The following is a 22651-nucleotide window of genomic DNA, read 5'->3' on the forward strand; positions in this document are numbered from 1 at the left end:
CGTCCTCCGTTCTGCCGCCCGATGTGCGAACCTCTTCGCGTTTTTCTGCGGATTCCAGCCGAGATGCGAGATCGCTGCGCCGTAGCGGATCCTGGACCAGACCGGTTAGGCCGATCCCGTCCGTAAAAATGTAGACGACGTCGGGATCGTAAGTCGATGAAACGAGCCAACGCGATCGCGGCGAATGCACGTAGCCCGAACTCAATTCGTGAAGCACCTCAAATTCGACGGGCTCGCCGTCTCGTGTGTCAACGCTCCAGCTTTGCCCTGCCTCGTAAGGCCCGCATTCCTTTCGCCACATGATGTTGAAGGTTGTGCCGGTGAGACAATTCCATGTTTCCGACCCGCAGTCTTTTATGACTCCCGCGCGGTCACTGCCGCGATTAGTTTCCAGTCCACGATGCAAATCGATGAAGATGTGGGGAAGAAGCGCGAAGCGGGTCTCTCGCTCGGCCGCATGGGAGGGCGCAGCTTGTTGTTGGAATGAAGGCTCTGCGTTTGGCAGAACCAAAGCGACCAGCAGCGATGTGGAGAGCATGTTCGTCACCTTCGGAGAATGTCCTCGTTGTCGAGTCCCATTTCGCCTCGAGACCGTCGATGAATGCGGCGACATTGCGCCCTAGCGCCTCGATCGCGTAGCCGCCCTCCATGACCGCCACGACCGGCAATTGCGTGGCGGCAATGCGGGCGCCGATGCGGCGCATGTCGTCTGTCGTCAGCGCGAAGAAACTGATGGGATCGTCGATGAACGTGTCGGCGCCGTAGGACACGACCAGCATCTCCGTGCCCCTGTCTTCGATGGCGGCGATCGCGCGGTCGAGCGCAGGGGCATAGGCGTCCCATCCGGTGCCTCGGGGGAGGGGGAGGTTGAGCGTCGCCCCTTTGCCGCTGCCGCTGCCGCGTTCGTCGGCATGCCCCCAGAAGAAGGGATAGTCGGTGGACGGATCGGCGTGGATCGAGGCGAAGAAGATGTCGCCGTCCTCGTAGAAGATGTCCTGCGTCCCGTTGCCGTGATGATAGTCGACGTCGAGGATGGACACGCGGCCGAGCCCGCGAGCCTGCGCCGCGCGGGCAGCGATCGCCGCGGCATTGAGATAGCAGTAGCCTCCCCGGTAGTCGGACCCCGCATGATGGCCGGGCGGGCGCGACAGCGCGAAAGCCTGGCGCACGTCCCCGCGTTCGATGGCGGCAACAGCGGACAGCGCGCATTGCGCGGACTGATAGGTCGCGTCCCACGTTCCCGCGGCGATGGGGGTCGATGCGTCGAACCCGAACATTCCCAGCCGCGCGTCGATCCGCTCGTGCGATCGTTTGACGCGGCGCACGACGGGGAAGGCGTAGCCGATGGCATCGCCGGTGCGCCCCGCGGCGACCCAATCTTCATGCGCGGTGCGGAGGAACTCGACATAGTCCGCATCGTGAACCGCGAGGATCGCGTCCAAGCCATGATCGTCGGGTTCGGCCGTGGGGCCGAGCGCCGCCAGCATGGCATCGACCCGTTCGGGACATTCGGCGAAGTCGGTCCAGTCGCCATTGTGGAATTCGCGGGTCGGCGCGTGACCCCGCTGGCATTGAGAATGGAAGATCAGCATCGCGCGACGATGCGGCACGCGACCCGCAAAGAAAAGCCCGCCGCGGCACGAAGCCGGGCGGGCTGTTTCCTTGATGCGGCGGCGATGCGTTAACGACGGCGGTCGTCGTCCTCGTCGCGCACCGTGATCTTCACGGTTTCGCCGTTGCGGCCCGGGAAGTCGGTGAACATCGCTTCGATCAGATTGGGAACGAGCGTGCCGAGATTGTCGGTGCGGCTGCGCGCCAGTGCAGTGCCTTCGAAGATCGCCTGGTTGTCGGCGGTGCGACGGATGTCGACCTCGAGCCGCGAGCGATATTCGTCGTAGCTGCGGATGCCGCGGCCGTACCAGAAGGGATCGTCCCATCCGAAGGCAAAGCCGAGACGCGGACCGTAATAGCGGTGCCGCGAGAAGAGTGAGCGACGATAGAAGGGGTAGTAACCGCCATAGCCCAGACGGCTATAGCCGAGACCGACGCCGAAGCGCGGGCCGAACCGATCGCCGACGATCCGCTGGCGACCGTCGTCGACGCCATAGCCGACCTCGACCAGCATGGTGGCCGCATCGCGCGACGGCGCGGCGACATAGCCTTCCTCGGCCATCTCGCTGGCGACCATCGCGGCATAGCGCGAGAATTCGAGGCCGCCCTCGTTCTCGCTATCCATCGGGACGATGTAGAAACTTTCGCCCGTTGGGGCGGGCATGGCCTGGAAACGCGACACCTGCGCGGGAAATCCGCTGGTGGCGCAGCCGGTCAGGCCGAGAAGGGCGGTGCTGGCGACCGCGGCTTTGATGAGCGTACGCATGAAACTCTGAGCTCCTGGATGGGCTGAATAAGTGACTCTGCTTATAGCATAGTTCACCGTGAACCCATCATGAAGCTATTAATACTGGCCCCTCAACGCCTTAGGCCGAGGGTTCGATAGGCGCGATCGAGGGTCGGTTGCGCCGTGTCGCGCGCCTTCGCCGCCCCGGCGTCAAGGATCGAGTCGAGCGTATCGGGATCGGCGCGGAAGTTTTCGAGTCGCGTGCGGATCGGGGCCAGCCGGGCGACCAGCGCATCGCCGAGCGCGGGTTTGAACTGGCCGAAACCCTGACCGGCGAACTCGCGCAGCACTTCTTCCTCCGAACGATCGGTCACCGCGGCCATGATGCCGACGAGGTTGGTCGCTTCGGCGCGTCCTTCCAGTCCCCCGGGCGTGTCGGGAAGCGGTTCGGGGTCCGTGCGCGCCTTCTTGATCTTCGTCCGGATGGTGTCGTCGTCGTCGGTAAGGTTGATGCGGCTCATGTCCGACGGGTCGGACTTCGACATCTTGTTCGACGCATCGCGCAGGCTCATCACCCGTGCGGCGCGACCCGCGCCGATATAGGGTTCGGGCGCGGTGAACACCTCTTCGCCCGCGTGATGGTTGAAGCTTTCGGCAATGTCGCGGGCCAGTTCGATATGCTGCTTCTGATCCTCGCCCACGGGGACGTGAGTCGCCTGGTACAGCAAGACGTCGGCGGCCTGCAGCACGGGATAGGTGAACAGCCCCACGCTCGCCTGTTCGCGGTGCTTGCCCGACTTGGCCTTGAACTGCGTCATGCGGCTCAACCAACCCATCCGCGCCGTGCAGGAGAGGAGCCACGCCATCTCCGGGTGCGCGGGCACGTCGCTGTGTGCGAACAGGGTCGATCGTTCGGGGTCGATCCCGCTGGCGAGCAGCGCGGCCGCCATCTCGCGCACGTCACGGCGCAGCTTCTCGGGATTGCTGTCGACCGTGATGGCGTGAAGATCGGCGAGGAAGAAGAAGCAGTCGGTCTCGTCCTGCATGTCGACCCAGCGAAGGATCGCACCCAGGAGGTTGCCGAGGTGCAGGTCACCCGTAGGCTGAATTCCGGAGACGACGCGCATCGTTACAGCTTCCTCATCTTCTTCTTGCCGAGCAGCAGGAGGATGTCCTGCTTATCCATCGCGCCGATGATCCATGCGAGCACCAGATAAGCCGCGCCGCCCGACCCGCAGGTGACCGCGAGGGCGAGGAACTGGCGCGCGCTGCCTGCGGCGAACCAGTCGGCGAAGAGAATTTCGCACCCGATCAGGATCGCGGCCATGACGGCGGCGCACAGCAACTGTTTCAGCAGTCTGCCGAGCAACCAGGGCTCGATCGAGAAATGACCGCGTCGGGCGAGGATGATATAGAGCGCCAGCGCATTGGCCCACGCCGCCGCCGCCGTCGCGATCGGCAGGACGATGATGCCGTATTCGCCGATGAACATGAAATTGGCGATCACGCCGAGCCCGAGGGTCACGATCGTGATGATCGCGGGTGTCTTCATGTCCTTGCGGGCGAAGAAGCCGGGGGCGAGCACCTTGATCATGACGTAGGCCGGCAATCCGAACGCGAGCATGGAAAGGACCAGACCCGATACCGCCGCGTCCTCCTCCGAGAACCGGCCCCGCGCGAACAGAGCGGTCATGATCGGTTCGGCAACCACCATCAGCGCGACGGTCGCGGGAATGGTCAGCAGCATGGCGAGTTCGGTGGCGCGGCCCTGTACGTTGGCGGCCTGCTTGAACTCGTCCTGCCCGATATGGCGGCTGATCGCCGGAAGGATGGCGACCCCGATGGCCGAGCCGATCAGCGCGAGGGGGAGCTGGTTCAGACGGTCGGCCTGCTGCAGATAGACAAAGCTGCCGTCGTCGAGCCGGGTGACGAAATAGGCATAGAACAGCTGGCTGACGTAATAGCCCCCCGCACCGATCGTCGCGGGGATCATGAGGCGCAGCAACTCCTTGACCCGCGGCGTCATGCGCGGCGGACGAAGCGCCAGCTTCAGCCCAGCGCGGCGCGTCGCGATCACGGTCAGCGCCAGCTGGAGCACGCCGCCCGCGAGAACCGACCATGCCATCGCCCGCGCCGTCGTCGCGCCGCCGCTATCCCAGATCAGCAGGGCGCCGACCAACGCGACATTGAGCAAGGCGGGTGCGAAGGCCGCGGCCGTGAAGCGCGACAGTGAATTGAGGATGCCCGAAAACAGCGACACGAGCGCGATGAAGATGAGATAGGGGAAGGTGATCTGCGTCAGTTCGACCGCGAGATTGAATTTTTCCGGATCGTCGCGCCATCCTGCCCCGATGACGAGCATCAGCGCGGGCATGGCGATCACGAAGACGATCGTGATGACCATGAGGACCGGCAGGAACACCGCCTGCACTTCTTCGGCGAAGCGGCGGGCATCCTCGAGATCGCCGTCCTTGCCGACGCGGCGCGCGAACAGGGGCACGAATCCCTGGCTGAAGGCGCCCTCGCCGAGCAGCCGTCGCAGCTGGTTGGGGATGGTGAAGGCGAAATAGAAGACGTCGGCGGCCGCGCTCGCCCCCATGACGGCGGCGAGCACGATCTCGCGCACGAAACCGAGGATGCGGCTGACGAGCGTCAGGCCGCCGATCGTGCCCCCGGCCTTGACGAGGTTCATGTCGTGGCGCTCGCCCTAGGCGTCGGAAGCGGGCGGCGGCGCGGGCGGGGTGTCGCCCGGTCCACCGTTGCCTTGGCCCTGCTGCTGGGCCGCCATCGACTGCATCTGCTGCATGTAGACCTGACCGAAATCGATCGGGTCGAGGAGCAGCGGCTGGAAGCCCGCCTGATGCGTGGCATCGGCAATGACCTGCCGCGCGAAGGGGAACAGCTGGCGTGGGAGCTCGACGAGCATGATCGGCTGGAGCTGGTCGTCGGGAATGTTGCGGAGTGCAAACAGCCCTGCATAGGAAAGGTCGATGACGAACTGGGTGCCCTCGTCGGTCTTGGCCGAGCAATCGACCTTAAGCGTCACTTCGTGGACGTCGTCCTGGACCTTGTTGACCTCGATGTTGAAGCCGAGGTCGATCTGGGGCTTGCCCTTGTCCTGGAGGCTCTTCGGCGCGCGCGGATTCTCGACCGACAGATCCTTCACATATTGTGCAAGGCTCTGGATCGAGGGCCGCTGGTCCATGTCCTGCGGCGGCGGCATGGTGCCGGGCTCGGATGCGGGCGGAAGGTCGTTGTTGTCGTCGGCCATGTGATGATATCCTGATTGGGTGACGCGGGGTCGCGGAGGACCGCGTGCGCGATCAATGATGCGATGGCGCGGTTAGCAGGCCCGCAAATGCGACGCAACGCGGCTTTCGTGCGTTGCCCACCGACACAGGCTTTGAAAGCATGGGTTAAGGGCCCTATGTTAGGGTCATCGCATCGTTACCATCGTTCGTCAGGAAGTTTCATTGACCGCTCTCGTCATCCTCGCCCTCGTCGCCCTTTTCATCGGCCTCCGGCTGTTCAGCGTGCTGGGCGAACGGACCGGGCACGAACAGTCGCTCGTGGAACCCGCGAGCGACGCCGAACCCAAGATGGTCGAACCGAAACATGACATGACCGGTCCGGCGGCCTCGCCGATCGACGATGACAGCCAGATGGCCTACGTCCCGCTCGCCGGGCCGGGTGTGCGCGCCGTGCTGGCTGCCGATCCGGGCTTCGACGTGGCGCGTTTTCTCGAAGGCGCGACGAGTGCCTATCGGATGATCCTGGAAGCGTTCTGGCAGGGCAGGCTCGAAGATGTGCGCGAGTTCGTCGACGACAATGTCTACGAAGCGTTCGCGGGTGCCGTCGAGGCGCGCGAGGCGCAGGCACTGACCCTCGACAACCGCCTGATCGCGGTCGAGGATGCGATCATCGTGGCGGCACGGCTCGACCAGTCGATCGCCGAACTGACGGTTCGCTTCGAGGCCGATATCGCCGCCGTGACCCGCAACGAGGAAGGCGATGTGGTCGCCGGTTCGATGGACGATGCCGTCCAGACGCGCGATCGCTGGACCTTCCGCCGTGATGTCGCGGCGAAGGATCCCAATTGGATGCTGGTCGAAACCGACGAGGAATCGTGATGGCGCGCGCCTCGGCCCGTGTCGCGGGCCTGTTCGCCCTCAGTCTCGGCATCGGCGCCTGCGCCACCGCGCCCGAACCGTTGCGCCCGCCGCCGGTCCGGACAGCGCCGGTGACGACCAGCACGGCCGCCGTGCCCCCGACGATCGAAGCCGCAGAACCCGCTTACGAAAGCGCCATTCGCGCCCCCATCCGGCGGGTCGCCGCCGAGCCGCTCCGACAGGAGCAGGCCGAGCGGGCGCTGACGGCCTTCATCAAATCCTGTCCCAAGCTGCTTGCCCGCTCCGATCAGTCGGGGCTGACCGAACGCGCGGACTGGCAGCCGCTGTGCACCACCGCGCGCAGCCTGGCATCGACCCAGGCGATCGAATTCTTTTCCCGTCAGTTCGAATGGGTCGAGATCGCCGGTGGCGATGCGTTCGCGACGGGTTATTTCGAACCGCAGATCGAGGGGAGCCGCACGCCCACCGCAACGCTGAACTCGCCCGTCTATCGCGTTCCCGACGATCTGGTACGCGGCACCTTCACCGACGGGTCGGGCGAGGGACGCGGACGGTACGATCGTGCTGGCAATTTCGTCCGTTACTACGACCGCGAAGCGATCGAGAGTGGTGCATTGCGGGGTCGCGGGCTGGAAATCGCCTATGCCGATCCCGTCGATCTGTTCTTCCTCCAGATCCAGGGATCGGGCCGACTTCTTCTGCCGGGCGGGGAGGTCGTTCGGATCGGCTATGCCAACCAGAACGGGCGCGAATATGTCGCGATCGGGCGGTTGTTGCGCGAGCGCGGGATCATGGAAAGCGGCACGATCACGCTGGAATCGATTCAGAACTATCTGCGCGCCGACCCGGTTCGCGGCGCGGCGCTGATGAACGAGAATCCGAGCTACATCTTCTTCCGCGAATTGACCGGGGAGGGGCCCTTGGGGGCGCTCGAAGTCGCGGTCACGCCCCTCGGCACGGTCGCCGCCGATCCCAAGTTCGTGCCGCTCGGCGCGCCGGTATGGCTCGACATGGAAAATGACGTGGCCGACGGCATCTGGGTGGCGCAGGACACGGGTGGCGCGATCAAGGGCGCGAACCGCTTCGACACTTTCTGGGGCGCGGGCGCGGCGGCCAAGCGGATCGCCGGCGAGATGTCCTCGAACGGGCGGGCGCGGCTGTTGCTGCCGCGCGGGGCGGTGGCACGTGCGCTCGCTCAGCGCTGAGGAAAAGGAGCTCTGGGCAAAGGTCGCGGCGACCATCCAGCCGCTCTCACGCGACCGTGCAACGGATAGCCAGAACGAGGTGTCGGGTCCGCGCCCGGTGTCTGCTCCCGCTCCTACGGCCCAGCAGGTTGCGACTGCGCGCAGTGCGGTCAAGCGGGACCGACCGACGATCGTTCCACGACCGGCCGACCGGCACCTCGACGCGACGCTGGATGGCGGGTGGGACCGTCGGCTGCGGCAGGGAAAATTGTCCCCCGACCGCACCATCGACCTGCACGGATGCCGCCTCGACGATGCCTGGGAAGCGATCGACCGAGGGCTGGAACGGGCGATCGGTTCCGGCGAGCGGTTGGTCTTGCTGATCACCGGTCACGCGCCCAAGGGCGAACCACCGGTCACGCGTGGACGCATCCGTGGCGCGGTCCACGACTGGCTCGGCGCGTCGCGCCATGCCGACGCCATCGCGGCGGTGCGTCCCGCGGCTCCCCCGCATGGTGGTCGCGGCGCGCTCTATCTGGTGCTCCGACGCCCCCGATAAGGTCGTTGGGGACAGGGCGGAGAACCGCCGGGGTGACTCTTTATTAACGCTCCTCGTTTACATGGCGAAGTGGTCGCTCTCGCGCCGGCTCGGACAACCGGGGCCCGCGCAGTGGCGGATCCAGAAGGGGGGACAGACGTCAGCGTGGATCGAAGCAAGGCCATCACGCAGCGCGTATCGAACGTCATCCTGTCCGGGATGGCGGGGATGGCCTCGTTCGTGTTCTCGCTCGCGGCCTTCTTCTATCTGACCGAACTCCCCGACCAGATTCTCGCCAGCGTCGTGGCGGGCACCTTTTGCCTGCTGATCTGCTACATCGCGTCGGAGCGGCCCAATTCGCAGAGTACGCGGGCACTGTCGGCGCTCGGCAATCGTCTGCTGGCGGTCGAGGACGGCGATTTTTCCAGCCCGCCGCCGGAGATCGTTCGCAAGACCATGCCCGCGGTCGCGCAGGCAGTCGACACGTTGTTCAGCGAAGTGCGCACGTCGCTCGAGAACGCCAACGCGCTCGGCATGTTCGACACGGTGACCTCGCTTCCCAATCGATTGTTCTTCCGCGCCGAAGTCGACAAGCAACTGGCACTGCGGGAGGAGGGGGCGCAGGCGGCGATGCTGTTCGTCGATCTCGACCGGTTCAAGGCGGTCAACGATTCGATGGGTCACGCGCGCGGCGACCAACTCTTGCGGATGGTCGCCAACAGGCTCCGCATCGTGGTGACGGCCGAGATGGACGAAAGTAGTCTCGCCAAGCCACTCGTCGCGCGGCTGGCGGGAGACGAGTTCACCGTTTTCCTGTCGGACGTGGACGGCCTTACACAGGTCGAGCGGGTGGCGCGGCGGATCGCGATGGCGATCGCCGAACCGTTCGAGCTGCACGGCCATTCGATCGATGTCGGCGCGTCGGTCGGGGTCGCATTGTGCCCGCGCGACGGCACGAGCGTGGAGCATCTCATGCGCGCGGCCGACATCGCCATGTACGATGCCAAGGCACGGGGCGGGGGCCAGTACCGCCTGTTCACCGAGCAGTTGAGCGAGGAATATCGCCTGAAGGTCGAGACCGAGCGTGCGTTGACCGAAGGGCTGCGGCGCGGGGAATTCAGCCTGGCGCTGCAACCGCAGATGAGCCTTCGCACGGGCGAGATCATCGGTGCCGAGGCGTTCCTTCGCTGGAACCACCCGCAAGGCGATGTACGCAAGCCGTCGACCTTCATCGAAATCGCCGAGAATTGTGGCGTGATCAGCGACATCGGCGACTGGGTGCTGGAGGAATGTGCCGACATCCTGGCGCAATGGGCCAAGACGGGGCGTCCGCGCCGGCTGGCCGTCAACGTCAGCCCGCGACAGCTCGACCGGGCCGACTTCTTCGACCGGGTGCGCAGCGCGTTCGCCCGTCGCAATGTACCCCTCAGCCTCGTCGAACTGGAATTGTCGGAAAGCGCGGCGATGCGCTGCTCCGACGAACAGATTGCGGCGATGGCGAAGATCCGCAGCGAGGGCGCCACCATCGCCATCGACGATTTCGGCACCGGCTTTTCCAATATCGCGCGGCTGCGGTCGATGCCGCTCGACCGGGTCAAACTGGACCCGACGCTGGTGGCGGACATCGACCGGTCGGAAAAGGCGCGCAACATCGTCCAGTCCGTGATCGCGCTGATCCATGCGGTCGGCGCCGACATCGTCGCCGAATCGATCGAGAATGCCGCGCAGGCGGACATCCTGCGGACGATGGGCGCGCAGGTCGTGCAGGGGTATGTCTTCGCCCCGCCGATGGACGAGGCGGAATTCTTCGAATGGGTCGGCAACGCCGAACGGGGGCCGGGCGAACGGCTCGAGATCGTACCGGGCACCGGGACCGACGCGGCCTGAAGCGTTCAGTCGGCGGCGTAGATCCCGTCGATGACCCGTCCGTAGATGCGCGCAAGGGCGCGGATATCCTCGAGCGCCGCCGCTTCGCCAACCTTGTGCATGGTGGCGTTGGGCAGACCGAAATCCACCACCGGGCATACGGCGATCAGGAAGCGTCCATCGGACGTGCCGCCCTTGGTCGACAGATCGGTATCGATCCCGGTCTCGGCCCTGATCGCGTCCGACAGGACGTCGTAGAGCGTGCCGGGGGGCGTGAGGAAGCTCTCGCCCGAGATACGGGTCTTCACCTTCGCCTTCGGATCGACCGCGTGGACGCGGCGCACGATCTCGTCCGACAGGTCGGCGCCCGACTGCTTGTCGGTGAAGCGGATGTTGAGTTGGGTCGAGGCAGTGCCGGGGATGACGTTGGAAGCGTCGGTGGGGGTCTTGAGCGCGACATGTTCGAGGTTCGAGGGCTGAAAGGCATCGGAGCCTTCGTCGATGACCCATTCGTCGAGCGCCGTGACGATCTTCGCAAGGCGCGGGATCGGATTGTCGGCGAGGTGGGGGTAGGCGACATGGCCCTGGTGACCCGGCACCTCGATCCAGACGTTGAGCGAGCCGCGCCGCCCGATCTTCACCGTATCGCCGAGCCGGTCGACCGAGGTCGGTTCGCCGATGATGCACAGATCGGGCTTGATGCCGCGTTCGTTGAGCCAGTCGACGATGCGCGGCGTGCCGTAGGTGGCATAGCCTTCCTCGTCGCCCGTGATCAGGAAGCTCTGCGTGCCGCGGTCGGGCAGATGATCGGCGAGCGCGGCGACATAGGCGGCAATGGCGCTCTTCATGTCGCATGCGCCGCGGCCATAGAGAATATGGCCCTCGATCACGGGGTCGAAGGGGTCGTGGGTCCAGCCCTCGCCCGGCGGGACGACGTCGAGATGCCCAGCGAAGGCGAAATGCGGGCCGGGGGTACCGGTGTCGCGGATGGCGACCATGTTCTCGGTCGGGCCGTCGGGCTCTTCGCCCAGGACGAACCGATGAATGGTAAAGCCGAGCGGCTCGATCGCCTCCGCCAGCACATCGAAGACGGGGCCTCGGGCGGGGGTGATGCTGGGCTCGGCGATGAGGCGCGCGGCCAGGTCGATGGGGTCGATCATGCGTCCGGCTCGTACTGCTCGATCTCCCACGGCTCTTCCTGTGCCAGTTCGATCCACTCGACCATGTGCGCGTGGTGGATGACGTTCGAGACATATTCGGCGGCGAAGGGGGGCAGGGGGACCTTGTAGGTGACGAGGCGCGTGCAGACGGGGGCGAACATCATGTCGACCGCGCCCCAGTTGCCGAACAGATAGTCGCCGGGACCCGAGCGGCGCGCGCGCGCCTGTGCCCAGAGCGTGAGGATGCGGTCGATCTCGGGGATCAGTTCCTCGCCGACGTGGAAGTCCTCGACCCGCTTGCGCACGTTCATCGGCATGTGGCGACGCACGTTCGGGAAACTGGAATGCATTTCGGCGGCCATCGACCGCGCCATGCCGCGCGACGCGGCGTCTTCGGGCCAATAGGCGAAATCGGACCGCTCGCCGCACGTCTCGATGATGGCGAGACTGTCCCAGATGACGGTCTCGTCGTCCCATAGCACGGGCACCTTGCCGCCGCCGGGCGCGAATTCATTGCCCTCGCGGCGCTGCTCCCATTTCTCGTCGAACAACGGCACGACCAGTTCTTCGAAATCCAGCCCCGATGCCTTCATGGCGAGCCAGGCACGCAGCGACCAGCTCGAGTAAGCGCGATTGCCGATGATGAGTTTCATGGAAAGTTGAGGTTCCGTGGTTAAGGAGACAAGGATGGGCGGGCGATGCGAGAAGGGCATCGCGCAAGGCCGGGTTCTTGGCAAGGGGGACAGGACGAGGTGATGGAAACGCAGGCGACCGAGCGCGCGCCGCTTCGTTCGTGGTGGGCGTGGCTCGCCATGATCGTGGTCGTGGGCGGTGTGCTGCGACTCGTTCCGGCACCCGACGCGCCCTTGTGGGGCGACGAGGCATTGAGTCTGGTCATCGCGCATTTCCCGGCGACCGACCTGCTTTTCCAGCCTGTCGATCCGTCGGGCGGGCTCTATTATCTTGTCCAGAAGGCGTGGTTGCCGTTCGGCACCGATCCCGTCGTGGTGCGGTTGCCGTCGATCCTGTTCGGAACGTTGACGATCGTGGCGGCTTTCGCGCTGGGCGCGGCGGCGCGCGATGCGCGGACGGGCCTGTGGTGCGCGGCATTCTTCGCGGTTTCACCCATGCTCGTTGTCTACGCGAAGGAAGCGCGGACCTACGCACTGATGCTTTTTCTGCTCACGACGGCAGCAGCACTTACCGTTCATGGTTTCGCTAGGCAGAAGGACGATGGGCGATGGCTTGTCGCGGCGCTGGTCACCGGAGTTCTTGCGCTATACGCTCACCCGACTGCCTGGCTGGTGATCGCGCCCTTGGCTCTTTTCGGGTTCGCCCTTCGCACAAGGTGCCGCCGGGGAAGTTTGCTTCAAAACACGGCTTTCGGAGCGGGCGCATTCATCCTGTCACTGCCCGAGCTTCGTCGCCTATTGCTAATGCGGGAGACGGAGCAATTCAGCTGGCTTCGACAGGCGAACCCAATCGAAATCGCCTCCTATCTCATGGAGATTGCCTTCGGATGGCGAGCATCGGCCGATTTGCTCGCTTTCAACCTTTGCCTTTTCATCATCTCGGTGGGTGCATTCGCTTATCTGTTGGTTCGCCGAGAAGCGCGCGGGCGGTCAGATATCACCAATTATGTCCTGCTCACCTTCTTGTTGATCTATCCACTTCTTCTCTATGTCGTTGGCGGGGTGACGCCGATCGCCATGCTGCGAACGAGCTTACCCTTCTCTATCGGTTTTGCTTTGTGGTTCGGCCTGTCGATACGAACACGAATGAGCTCAATCGCCGGTGCAATTTTCATTTTGGCAATAGCTGCCAATCAGCTGACCAACGATCAGGCCCACGAAAAGCGCGATTGGCGAGCTATCGCGACAATGGTGAACAACATAAACCCCAATATTCCGTTACTCATTTGCGCCGACTATCTCGTACCGTCCTATCTCCTTGGCGATCGCACTACCTCGCGAGATGTCTATATCAGTGGGAATAGTGCGCTTTATCGCGCGCGTAAAACGGGCGAAGTCGGGTTGGGAGCGGCTTATATCCCTTATTGGCGAGCGCGGGTGGATAAGACGGCTCCGCGTCCCGAGAAGGTTGCGCCGGAAATCTTCAGCGAGGCACTATATCTTTCGGTAGATTGTCACCCTGTCCTCGATGCGCGGGTGACCGAAAATTACGGCTTCGAGCGCAAGGCTGATGTCGATGGATACGACAATTTGGGCCAGCCGATAAGCATCTCGCGATTGAGTCGTTAAAGTTCGATCATCTCGATCATTGCGGTGCGCAGTTCATCGAGGCCCATGCCCTTCTCGCTCGAGGTGACGAACATGTGAGGGTGCGCGGCGGGATGTTTGCGGGCTTCGGCGTCGGTCGCCTCGCGGACCCGTTCGAGTTCGCTGGCCTTGAGCTTGTCGGCTTTCGTCAGGACGATGTGATAGTTGACCGCCGCACCGTCGAGCATCGTCATCAGCTCGCGGTCGACATCCTTGATGCCGCGGCGGGCGTCGATCAGGACCATCGCGCGCGTCAGCACCTGCCGTCCGCGCAGATAGTCCTGAACCAGCGCCTTCCACCGCGCGACCATCGCGACGGGCGCCTTGGCGAAACCGTATCCGGGCATGTCGACGAGGCGCAATCGAACGGGCTCTCCGACCTCGAAGAAGTTGAGTTCCTGCGTCCGGCCCGGGGTGTTGGAGGTGCGGGCGAGCTTCTTGCGGCCCGTCAGCGCGTTGAGCAGCGAGGACTTGCCCACGTTCGAACGGCCCGCGAACGCGATCTCCGGGACGGTGGCGTCGGGCAGGAACTCGAGCTTCGGCGCGGAGAGCAGGAACTCGACCTTGCCGGTCAGCAGCTTGCGCGCTTCTTCGGCGGGGCTATCCGGCATTTTTGGCCGGATGCGCGGGCTCGCCCATCCCCTCGCTTTCCAGATCATAGCGCCAGTAGAGCCATTTCTGCTGCGCGATGGTGAGGATGTTCGATGTCACCCAGTACAGCTGAAGGCCGGCCGCGAACGGCGCCATGATGAACATCAGCACCCACGGCATGATGCCGAAGATCTGCTTCTGCATATCGTCCATCGGCGCGGGATTGAGGCGGAACTGCAGCCACATGGTGAAGCCCAGGAGGATCGGCAGGATCCCGATGGCGAGGAAGCTGGGCGGCGCGAAATCGAGGAGGCCGAACAGGTTGACGGGCGTCAGCGGGTCGGGCGCGGACAGATCCTGCAACCACAGCGCGAAGGGCTGGTGACGCATTTCCACGCTGACCAGCAGTACCTTGTAGAGCGCGTAGAAGATCGGGATCTGGATGAAGATCGGCAGACAGCCCGCGAGCGGGTTTATCTTCTCGGTCTGGTAGAGCTTCAGCATTTCCTGCTGAAGCTTCGGCTTGTCGTCCTTGTAGCGTTCCTGAAGCGCTTTCAGTTTGGGCTGCACCTTGCGCATCCCGGCCATCGACCGGAACTGCTTGTTGGCGACGGGGAAGAGCACGAAGCGCACGAGCACCGTCATCAGGATGATGGCGACACCGAAGTTGCCCGTCACCTTGAAGAAGAAGCGCAGCAGGTCGAACATCGGGCGCATGAACCATTCGAACCAGCCCCAGTCGATCGCCTTTGACAGCATGGGGATGCCGGCGTCGTCATACTGGTCGAGAAGACCTTTTTCCTTCGCGCCCGCGAACAGGCGCGCGTCGAAGTTCATCGCCTGACCCGGCTGGATGATGGTGGGGCCGGCGAGATAGTCGGTCTGGTAATCGCCGCCCGGGGCCTGGACCATGCGCGCGGCGACGTCGGCGTTCTGGGCCGGGATCAATGCGGTCAGCCAGTACTTGTCGGTGAAGCCGAGCCAGCCACCTTCGCTGGTGAAGCGCTCGCCGTTCGACCCCGCATCTTCGAGATCGTCATAGTCGACGCCATATTCGGCGGCGCCGTCGAACACGCCCATCGGACCGACATGGACGGTCCACAGCCCGAGGCTGGCGGGCTGGTCGGCACGGATCGCGCGAGCGTAGGGGCGCACCGCGATGGCATCGCCGCTGCGGTTCTCGACGCGCTGTTCGATCTCGAACAGATAGTCTTCGTCGACGCTGATCTGCTGAAGGAAGGTCTGACCCGCACCGTTCTGCCAGCGAAGGGTAACGGGATTGCCGGGCGACAGCGTTTCGCCATCGGCCTGCCAGACCGCGTCCTGTCCTGGAACCTCGACGCCGTCGCCGACCCAGCCATATTGCGCGAAATAGCTGTTTTCGACGCCCTGCGGGGTGAAGAGATGGATGTCGTCCTCGGCCTCTAACGTTTCGTGGTGCCGAAGGAGCTTGAGATCGTCGAAACGGGCGCCCGTGAGGTTGATCGAACCATCGAGTGCGGGCGTGCGGATTTCGACGCGGTTCCCCTCGGCCACCACGTCGGCATAGTCGCGGAGCGCAGCGGGCGTTTCGGGGCCGGGATCGATGGCGACGTCGCTCGGCCCAGGCACATCGACGACTTCGCCGTCCTGGACAGTGACGGTTTCGTCCGCGGCGGTCGGGAAATAGCGTTCGGAGGCAAAGCTCCAGCCGATCAGGATGAGGACGCTCAGCACGATGGCGAGCATCAGGTTGCGGCTGTCGTTCACTTGAGTTCGCCTTGTCTACGGGACCGGATCATGACCCTGTCCCCCCCACGGATGACAGCGTGCAATGCGTTTGGCGGCAAGCCAGCTGCCTTTCAAGGCCCCATAGCGCGTCCAGGCGGTGATCGCATAGGCCGAGCAGGAAGGCTGGAAGCGGCAGGATGGCGGCAGAACCGCGGAAGGGCCCTTTTGCCAACCCTTCGCGATTAGGATGAGGGCCTTTGCGATCATTCGCCGGTCGCCCGTACCAGAGCCTTGGCGAGTTCATCGCGAAGCAGTGCGAAATCACGCTCGACCCCGCGCTGGCGTGCGATGATGATGTGATCCGCGCCGGTCTTCCCATGCTCGGGAAGAAGCGCTCGCGCCAATTCGCGAAGGCGGCGTTTCATGCGGTTGCGGACGACGGCATTCCCGACCTTGCGGCTGACCGTGAAGCCGACGCGCTTGGCGGGATCGCCGTCATCGCGAGTCCGAACCAGCAGCACGAAGCCGGGAGTCGCGACTCGCTTGCCCGCGTTGGCCGCGAGAAAATCGCGGCGGGCGCGGACGGTACGCAGGTTTAGGCCGAAAGCTTCTTGCGGCCCTTGGCGCGGCGGCGGGCCAGCACCTTGCGACCGTTGGCGTCGGCCATGCGGGTGCGGAAGCCGTGGCGGCGCTTGCGGACGAGGTTGCTCGGCTGGAACGTGCGTTTCATCGCTCAAATCCTTGGGTTTGCGATTAAAAAGAAAAGGGCCGCGCTGCGGCGGCCTTCCGTTGCGCGCGGCATTACTGTCTTCCACGCGCAAAGTCAAACCGCTCACGACTGGGTTTCTTGGTGCCCGACGCGGGACGCGTCCTGAACATCCTCGCCCTTTTCGCGCAGCTTGGCGCGGCGGCGGGCCGATTTGCGGCGCAGGCCCCAGTCGGCCCAGCGTCCGGCTTCGGGCTGCCAGCGTTTGAAGCGGACATATTGCCGCCGTGCCCAGCGACTGGTGCGCAGGCACAGAGCGAGGCCGAACGCGAACACGAAGACGCCGCCGGGACCGGGGATCGCGCCGACGATCGGCGAGACCAGAACGGTGATGACCCCGACCGCGAACACGATGGTTCGCGCCGGCTCGTGATCCAACCATTTCTTCCGCCGTGCCGCCATCCTTCTCAAATGGGAAGCGAGGGCGCCTCGCTCAAGAGCGTTTCGACAAGCTGCGTGCTTTTCATTGCGCAACGGTCACGATAGGTTCGCTCCGCCGAGCCAGGGGGACTTTTGCGTGATCGAGTGATGCAAGTGCGGGGCGGGGCCTGATGGTCGCGATCGTCGATACGGTCGCCTATCTGGGTTTGGAGGCGCGCGGGGTCGAATGCCAGGTCCAGCTGTCGGCCGGCATCCCCAATTTCGTCATCGTCGGCCTGCCCGACAAGGCCGTGGCGGAGAGCCGCGAACGGGTGCGGAGCGCGCTGTCGGCGGTGGGCCTGTCGCTGCCGCCCAAACGGGTGACGGTGAACCTGTCGCCCGCCGACCTGCCCAAGGAAGGGTCGCATTTCGACCTGCCGATCGCGTTGGGTCTGCTGGCGACGATGGGCGTGATCGATGCCGAGATGCTGTCGCACTATGTCGCGGTCGGCGAGCTGGGGCTCGACGGACGAGTGGCGGCGTCGCCGGGCGTGCTGCTGGCGGCGATGCATGCGGCGGGGAGCGACAAGGGGCTGATCTGTCCGCAGAGCCAGGGAAGCGAGGCGGCCTGGGCGGGGGACGTCGAGGTGGTGGCGGCGAGCGATCTGCTGGCGCTGCTGGGGCACTTCAAGGGAACGAGCGTCATCCGGCCTCCGGAAGCGGGGGAGCCCGAGGCCCTGGGGTCCGGACCCGACCTCAGACAGGTAAAGGGGCAGGAAACCCCCAAGCGCGCGCTCGAGATCGCGGCGGCGGGTGGGCACAATCTGCTGATGAGCGGGCCGCCGGGGTCGGGCAAGTCCATGCTGGCGGCCTGTCTGCCCTCCATCCTGCCGCCGCTGTCGCCGTCCGAGGCGCTCGAAGTCTCGATGATCGCGAGCGTGGCGGGCACGCTGGAGGGCGGACGGTTGAAGCGGCGGCGGCCGTTCCGCGATCCGCACCATTCGGCGAGCATGCCCGCGCTGGTCGGCGGGGGGCTCAAGGTCAAACCCGGCGAAATCAGCCTCGCGCATCTCGGCGTGCTGTTTCTCGACGAACTTCCGGAATTCCAGCGCGGCGTGCTCGATTCGCTGCGCCAGCCGCTGGAGACGGGGACCGTCAGCGTGGCGCGGGCCAACGCGCATCTGACCTTTCCCGCGCGGGTGCAGCTGGTGGCGGCGATGAACCCCTGCCGGTGCGGGCATCTGGGCGATCCGGCGCTGGCGTGTGCCAGGGCGCCGCGCTGCGCGGCGGACTATCAGGCGAAGGTTTCGGGACCGCTGATGGATCGCATCGACCTGCACGTCGAGGTCGGGGCGGTCAGCGCGGCCGATCTCACGCTGCCGACACCGGCCGAGGGAAGCGCGGAGGTCGCCGCGCGGGTCGCGGCCGCGCGGGACGTGCAGGCCGAGCGCTACGGGGGCGAAGTGCGGACGAACGCGGAGGCGGACGGCGCCCTGCTCGAAACGCACGCGACACCCGACGAGGCGGGTGCGCGGCTATTGAGCGATGCGGCGGCAGCGATGCGCCTATCGGCGCGCGGCTATCACCGGGTGTTGCGCGTGGCGCGGACGATCGCCGATCTGGCGGGGGCAGCGACGATCGGGCGCATCCACATCGCGGAAGCGCTCAGCTATCGGCACCAGCCCCCGCGGAACTAGCGCCGCGGCGGACTGCTGGGCGGCGGGGCGACGGGTCGGTCGTCCCGCGTATCCGCAGCATTGGGCATGCCGTCTCCATCGCGATCGCCGAGCGGACCGCGGTTGCGGTCGCTGGCTTCGTCCCGGGCATCGAGCGCGTTGGGCGTGCCGTCGCGATCCCGGTCGCCCATCGGACCGTCACGATTCGCCGAACCGTCGTCGGCATCGCGCATGAGTTCGTCGAACAGGGTGCGATAGTGGATCATGCCGCGGCGCATCTCCTCGGTCGTGGCATCGCCGTCCTGGTGCCGCGAGACGATGTCGTGGCCGGCGCGATACTCCTTCACCACGACGGGGTGATTGACCGACAGATCCTCGTACTGATGTTCGAAATCGTCGATCGGATAACCCTTGTCGCGCATCACGTCGTCGATGAGCGTGTGAGCGCGATTCATTGCATTGTCGGGATGGTCGACGAATTCCTTCTGCACGTCGTCCCACGTACCGACGTAGCGATCGCGCTGCGCCATGGTGAGGGGCCGAATGTCGTATTTCTCGACGCGTTGCTGGCGTTCCTCGAGCGACTGTTCGGCAGCGTGGCGCGAATCGGACCGATCGACGGTGCGATCATATTCCTCGCCGAACTGGTCACGAAGCTTGTCGGTATGCTGCTTGCGCATGTTGAGGACGAACAGGCCGACCACGACCAGCGCGACGATGATGAGAATGACGATGAGGGTATTGTCCATGACGCGAAACCTTCCCTGACAGTCGCGGCGGAGATGCTGCGGTTCGATGAGGTGAATGCCGGAAGGGCGAAAGGCGTTCCCTCGCGCGCTCGCCGATCCGCGCGGGCGATGCTTGCGGGGGCCGGGCGCGTGGGGTAGGGCGCGCCTTCGCTGGTGTTTGCCTCCGTGGCGGAATTGGTAGACGCGATCGACTCAAAATCGATTTTCTCACGAAGTGCCGGTTCGAGTCCGGCCGGAGGTACCAGCATCGGGGCTCTGCCGGGGGGAGTGCAGCGCCGCGCTACCGGCGCGATGGGACGGCGTCGCGGGTCAAGCGCGAAGTCCTCTTCCCCGCCATTCCCGGCCCCGCTACGCTGCCGCGATGGCGAGCCCGCTTCCCGACGAACATATCGAGCTGCAGGACAGCCATACGCTCGAGGTGAAGCGCGTCCGGCTGCTGGCCGCGGTGGCGCTTTTCATGGGGATGACCTTCATCCTCGCGCTGCCCTTCGCCTTGTCGGCGGGGGAGGAATTCTTCCTGCCCACGGCCGCCGCGCTGGTGATCGCGATCGCACTGGTGCCGCTACTCGAATGGTTCGAACGGCGCGGGCTGCCGAGTGCGCTCGCCTCGATCGCCAGCCTCATCATGTTCATCCTGTTCGCCAGTTTCGTGATCGCCTCGATCGTGTTGCCCGCGATCGACTATTTCGCGCTCATTCCCGAGCGGATCGACCGCATCCAGGAGACGGTCGCGCCGATCCTCCAATATTATGCCGAACTGGAAGCGTTCATCGAGGACGCCATTTCGGACATGGCGGTCAACGAGGGGACGACGGCCGTGGCGATCACGACGCCCGATTCGGTGCTCGACCTGTTCGCCACCTCCGCGCCCATCGCGCTCATCCAGATGTTCTATGGGATGCTGGTGATCTTCTTCTTCCTGTCGCGCTGGACCGCGATGCGCGAGCGGACGATCACCTCCCGCGGCAGTTTCGAAGGCGCGCTGACGACGGCGCGGGTGATCGGGCAGGTCGTCGATGCGACCTCGACGTACATCGGCACCATCACCTTCATCAACGTCGCGCTGGGGATCGTGACCGCGCTGGCGCTGTGGGCCATCGGCATGGACAGCCCGATCATGTGGGGCGGCATCGTGGCCGTGACCAACTTCATCCCCTACCTCGGCCCGATCGGAGCCACGATCCTGCTGGCGGTCGGCGGGCTGATGGCGTTCGCCGATCCGTGGGCGGCGTTGCTGCCTCCGCTCATCTTCGTCCTGTTCCACACGATCGAGGCCAATGTCGTCACGCCCATGGTGGTCGGGCGACGGGTGCAAGTCTCGCCGCTGCTAATCCTGATCTCGCTGAGCTTCTGGGCATGGATCTGGGGCGTGGTCGGGGCGCTGCTCGCGGTGCCGTTGCTGATCATCATCAAGACCGTGATCGCCGCCGCGGGGACGCCCGATATCGCGGGATTCCTGTTCGAACACGGCACCTTGACGCATGTCGGCGAGGACGACGACGAACGAAGTTGAGAAAATCGGGCCGGTCGCCCTCCTTATCGGTTGACAGCCTTGTTGCCCTGTCATAGTTCGCCGCCACCACGCATCAGCGGGTGTAGCTCAGTTGGTTAGAGCGCCGGCCTGTCACGCCGGAGGTCGCGGGTTCGAGTCCCGTCACTCGCGCCATTTTCCAGGCGCGCGGTCCTCACCGAAAATCTAGTTCCAGCGGCCCGTTTCCATCCAGCGAAGCGCGGGCTTGAGCGGCACGATCCATCCAAGGCCCGCGATCAGATAGAAGAGCATCTGGACGAGCGTGGGCCATCCCTCGATCGTCGGTGCGGCGCTCACCACCAGCACCGACCAGGCGACGATCCACAGACAGATCGCCGCCACCCCGACGATGACTCGCGACTTGGGCTCGTGCGGATCATCTTCGTTTTTCATCGGAAATCCTCGATCCCGCGTGGGCTGACGAACAGGTCGAGCGGCACGTCCCAGTCCTCGGCCGGAATGTCGCGATCGAGGCGCTGCATCTGCCACCCGATGCCGCAGAAGGTCGCTCCCTGAAGCGTGGGCAGCACGCGGTCGAAATGACCCTTGCCTTGCCCGATGCGAATGCCGCCGTTGCCGACCGCGACCAGTGGAACGAGGACGAGGTCCGGCTTGGTTTCGGCGCATTCGGGGCCGGGCTGGGGAATGCGGTGGGGGCCGGGAATGGCAGGTTCGCCCGCGCGGAAGGTGAAGCAGTCCTCGTCTCCCTCGAACGCGGGATAGACGATCGTGCGGCCCAGTCGCCGCGCCCGTGCGATCGCCGGGACGGGCGAAATCTCTCCGCCGATGGGGCAATAGGCACCGACCACATGGGCGCTCGCGATCAGCGGACTCAGGAGTTCGGCCAACTGCTCCTCGAGCGCGGCGCGGGCGCGCGGTTCGAGCGAGGAGACGAATTCGCGCCGACGGCGCCGCATGTCGGCGCGGACGTCGTGCTTGTCGGGGTTACGCACGGTCATAATTGGGTCATGGGTGACGGGACCACCTCGGTCGTTGCCTCTGTATCCTCTGACGCCAGAACGTCAGGTGGGCGCCATATATCCCAGGCCACGGCCCGGGTAGGGACGGCTCCCTAGGATGTAGTTAGCCTCAGGGATAGTCGAATGCTCGTGCCAGGCAGTACCCGTCATGAACGATGTAGGGTGCGGGAAGCCCAAGCTCAACCGTCCGCGCCGTTTCGATCGTCTTCGAGCCGCGCGGCCAGCGACTCCAACCGGTCGGCGAGGGCGGCAACGCGGGAGCGGGCTTCGGAAGAAGCGGACTCGTCGGCCGGGGTCATGGCGGTCGGGGACGAGGGTTCATCGTCGACCATCTCGTCGGCCAGCATCAGCGCGGCGTAGAAATAGAGGCTGGTGTCCGACAGGGTGCCCATCGCGGCCCGCGCCTTTTCGCAGCGTTCCTCGACGATCTCGCCCGCGCGGACGAGCTTGTCTTCCTCGCCGTCGCGCGCACGGACGCGGTAGTCGCGGCCGTTGATGCGAAGCACGACCTCGCTCATCGGGGCGTATCCGCCGCCGCGATCAGTGCGTCGAGATCGGCCAGAACGGCGGTCATTTCGCGCCGAAGCGCCTGCTCGCGGTCGGGCCGTTCGTCGAGCGCTCGGCGAATCCGGTCCAGCGCGGCTTCGGCGCGGCTCAGTTCGTCCTCGAAGGTCGTTTCGGCCATGACCATCTGCGCTATCCGACGCGTATCAAGCCCGCAAGACCGTGTGCGACGGGCCGACGGTGGGCGAGGTGTTGACGCTGCCGCTGCGGGCATACAATAGCGGGCTCC

At 65.2% G+C, this 22651-nt stretch carries 25 protein-coding genes and 2 tRNA genes; 9 read left to right on the top strand and 18 right to left on the bottom strand.

Annotation, left to right across the window (positions count from 1 at the left end):
• Window positions 1-383: 383 nt before the first annotated feature.
• The 5 genes from WJT74_RS03340 to secB all read right to left on the bottom strand — a co-directional run bounded on the left by WJT74_RS03340 (window position 384) and on the right by secB (window position 5609).
• Window positions 384-1610: a histone deacetylase family protein gene (locus tag WJT74_RS03340; protein ID WP_343346851.1), complete on the bottom strand. Its 1227-nt coding sequence runs from the start codon at window positions 1608-1610 to the stop codon at window positions 384-386.
• A gap of 71 nt (window positions 1611-1681) precedes the next feature.
• The gene (locus WJT74_RS03345; protein WP_343346854.1) at window positions 1682-2377 is read right to left on the bottom strand and encodes a DUF4136 domain-containing protein; all 696 of its coding nucleotides are present in this window, start codon (window positions 2375-2377) and stop codon (window positions 1682-1684) included.
• 92 nt (window positions 2378-2469) lie between these two features.
• Window positions 2470-3465: a tryptophan--tRNA ligase gene (trpS, locus tag WJT74_RS03350; protein ID WP_343346857.1), complete on the bottom strand. Its 996-nt coding sequence runs from the start codon at window positions 3463-3465 to the stop codon at window positions 2470-2472.
• Window positions 3466-3467: 2 nt separating this feature from the next.
• Window positions 3468-5030: a murein biosynthesis integral membrane protein MurJ gene (murJ, locus tag WJT74_RS03355; protein WP_343346859.1), complete on the bottom strand. Its 1563-nt coding sequence runs from the start codon at window positions 5028-5030 to the stop codon at window positions 3468-3470.
• A 15-nt stretch (window positions 5031-5045) separates the two neighbouring features.
• A complete protein-coding gene (gene secB / locus WJT74_RS03360; protein WP_343346862.1) occupies window positions 5046-5609 on the bottom strand; it encodes a protein-export chaperone SecB in 564 nt (187 codons plus the stop codon).
• A 202-nt stretch (window positions 5610-5811) separates the two neighbouring features.
• On the opposite strand from secB, the gene WJT74_RS03365 reads away from it, so the two are divergent.
• From WJT74_RS03365 to WJT74_RS03380, 4 genes are all read left to right on the top strand, one after another.
• Window positions 5812-6468: a Tim44/TimA family putative adaptor protein gene (locus WJT74_RS03365; RefSeq protein WP_343346863.1), complete on the top strand. Its 657-nt coding sequence runs from the start codon at window positions 5812-5814 to the stop codon at window positions 6466-6468.
• Window positions 6468-7673: a murein transglycosylase A gene (gene mltA, locus WJT74_RS03370; RefSeq protein ID WP_343346865.1), complete on the top strand. Its 1206-nt coding sequence runs from the start codon at window positions 6468-6470 to the stop codon at window positions 7671-7673. Before WJT74_RS03365 ends, mltA begins: the two co-directional genes overlap by 1 nt.
• Window positions 7654-8211: a Smr/MutS family protein gene (locus WJT74_RS03375; protein WP_343346867.1), complete on the top strand. Its 558-nt coding sequence runs from the start codon at window positions 7654-7656 to the stop codon at window positions 8209-8211. Before mltA ends, WJT74_RS03375 begins: the two co-directional genes overlap by 20 nt.
• A gap of 144 nt (window positions 8212-8355) precedes the next feature.
• The gene (locus WJT74_RS03380) at window positions 8356-10077 is read left to right on the top strand and encodes a putative bifunctional diguanylate cyclase/phosphodiesterase (RefSeq protein WP_343346870.1); all 1722 of its coding nucleotides are present in this window, start codon (window positions 8356-8358) and stop codon (window positions 10075-10077) included.
• Window positions 10078-10082: 5 nt separating this feature from the next.
• On the opposite strand, the gene dapE is transcribed toward WJT74_RS03380, so the two are convergent.
• Entirely contained in the window at window positions 10083-11216 is a 1134-nt protein-coding gene (gene dapE, locus WJT74_RS03385) for a succinyl-diaminopimelate desuccinylase (protein WP_343346873.1), read from the bottom strand.
• Window positions 11213-11869: a glutathione S-transferase family protein gene (locus WJT74_RS03390; RefSeq protein ID WP_343346875.1), complete on the bottom strand. Its 657-nt coding sequence runs from the start codon at window positions 11867-11869 to the stop codon at window positions 11213-11215. The genes dapE and WJT74_RS03390 overlap by 4 nt, the downstream gene beginning before the upstream one ends.
• A gap of 102 nt (window positions 11870-11971) precedes the next feature.
• Here WJT74_RS03390 and WJT74_RS03395 point away from each other — a divergent pair, with 102 nt between their 5' ends.
• Window positions 11972-13477, top strand: a complete 1506-nt coding sequence (locus WJT74_RS03395; RefSeq protein ID WP_343346878.1) for a glycosyltransferase family 39 protein — start codon at window positions 11972-11974, stop codon at window positions 13475-13477.
• Here WJT74_RS03395 and yihA read toward each other — a convergent pair.
• From yihA to WJT74_RS03425, 6 genes are all read right to left on the bottom strand, one after another.
• Window positions 13474-14106 (bottom strand): ribosome biogenesis GTP-binding protein YihA/YsxC, encoded by a 633-nt coding sequence (gene yihA / locus WJT74_RS03400; RefSeq protein WP_343346881.1) that lies wholly within the window; start codon window positions 14104-14106, stop codon window positions 13474-13476. The genes WJT74_RS03395 and yihA overlap by 4 nt on opposite strands.
• Entirely contained in the window at window positions 14096-15835 is a 1740-nt protein-coding gene (gene yidC / locus WJT74_RS03405; protein WP_343346883.1) for a membrane protein insertase YidC, read from the bottom strand. Before yidC ends, yihA begins: the two co-directional genes overlap by 11 nt.
• A gap of 15 nt (window positions 15836-15850) precedes the next feature.
• Window positions 15851-16063 (bottom strand): membrane protein insertion efficiency factor YidD, encoded by a 213-nt coding sequence (gene yidD / locus WJT74_RS03410; protein ID WP_343346885.1) that lies wholly within the window; start codon window positions 16061-16063, stop codon window positions 15851-15853.
• Window positions 16060-16389, bottom strand: a complete 330-nt coding sequence (gene rnpA, locus WJT74_RS03415) for a ribonuclease P protein component (protein ID WP_343348071.1) — start codon at window positions 16387-16389, stop codon at window positions 16060-16062. Before rnpA ends, yidD begins: the two co-directional genes overlap by 4 nt.
• A 2-nt stretch (window positions 16390-16391) precedes the next feature.
• Complete coding sequence (gene rpmH, locus WJT74_RS03420) at window positions 16392-16526, bottom strand: 50S ribosomal protein L34 (protein WP_252115532.1); 135 nt, start codon at window positions 16524-16526, stop codon at window positions 16392-16394.
• Between the two features lie 102 nt (window positions 16527-16628).
• Window positions 16629-16964, bottom strand: coding sequence for a hypothetical protein (locus WJT74_RS03425; protein WP_343346891.1), 336 nt, complete (start codon window positions 16962-16964; stop codon window positions 16629-16631).
• Window positions 16965-17113: 149 nt separating this feature from the next.
• Here WJT74_RS03425 and WJT74_RS03430 point away from each other — a divergent pair, with 149 nt between their 5' ends.
• Complete coding sequence (locus WJT74_RS03430; RefSeq protein ID WP_343346894.1) at window positions 17114-18619, top strand: YifB family Mg chelatase-like AAA ATPase; 1506 nt, start codon at window positions 17114-17116, stop codon at window positions 18617-18619.
• Here the strand turns inward: WJT74_RS03430 and WJT74_RS03435 are convergent.
• Window positions 18616-19347, bottom strand: a complete 732-nt coding sequence (locus WJT74_RS03435) for a hypothetical protein (RefSeq protein ID WP_343346897.1) — start codon at window positions 19345-19347, stop codon at window positions 18616-18618. The genes WJT74_RS03430 and WJT74_RS03435 overlap by 4 nt on opposite strands.
• Window positions 19348-19506: 159 nt before the next feature.
• On the opposite strand from WJT74_RS03435, the gene WJT74_RS03440 reads away from it, so the two are divergent.
• From WJT74_RS03440 to WJT74_RS03450, 3 genes are all read left to right on the top strand, one after another.
• Window positions 19507-19591: transfer RNA gene (locus tag WJT74_RS03440), tRNA-Leu, on the top strand.
• Window positions 19592-19708: 117 nt separating this feature from the next.
• Window positions 19709-20860: an AI-2E family transporter gene (locus WJT74_RS03445; RefSeq protein ID WP_343346900.1), complete on the top strand. Its 1152-nt coding sequence runs from the start codon at window positions 19709-19711 to the stop codon at window positions 20858-20860.
• Between the two features lie 76 nt (window positions 20861-20936).
• Window positions 20937-21013: transfer RNA gene (locus tag WJT74_RS03450), tRNA-Asp, on the top strand.
• A 30-nt stretch (window positions 21014-21043) separates the two neighbouring features.
• On the opposite strand, the gene WJT74_RS03455 is transcribed toward WJT74_RS03450, so the two are convergent.
• The 4 genes from WJT74_RS03455 to WJT74_RS03470 form a co-directional block, all read right to left on the bottom strand.
• Window positions 21044-21271, bottom strand: coding sequence for a DUF2842 domain-containing protein (locus WJT74_RS03455; RefSeq protein WP_343346903.1), 228 nt, complete (start codon window positions 21269-21271; stop codon window positions 21044-21046).
• On the bottom strand, window positions 21268-21837 hold the full coding sequence (locus tag WJT74_RS03460; RefSeq protein ID WP_343346906.1) for a 5-formyltetrahydrofolate cyclo-ligase: 570 nt from the start codon (window positions 21835-21837) through the stop codon (window positions 21268-21270). Before WJT74_RS03460 ends, WJT74_RS03455 begins: the two co-directional genes overlap by 4 nt.
• Before the next feature lie 200 nt (window positions 21838-22037).
• Complete coding sequence (locus WJT74_RS03465; RefSeq protein ID WP_343346908.1) at window positions 22038-22376, bottom strand: cell division protein ZapA; 339 nt, start codon at window positions 22374-22376, stop codon at window positions 22038-22040.
• Entirely contained in the window at window positions 22373-22543 is a 171-nt protein-coding gene (locus WJT74_RS03470; RefSeq protein ID WP_343346910.1) for a hypothetical protein, read from the bottom strand. Before WJT74_RS03470 ends, WJT74_RS03465 begins: the two co-directional genes overlap by 4 nt.
• Between the last annotated feature and the right edge of the window lie 108 nt (window positions 22544-22651).

The organism is Sphingomicrobium sp. XHP0239 (assembly GCF_039555325.1).
In the GTDB taxonomy this organism is placed as follows: domain Bacteria; phylum Pseudomonadota; class Alphaproteobacteria; order Sphingomonadales; family Sphingomonadaceae; genus Sphingomicrobium; species Sphingomicrobium maritimum.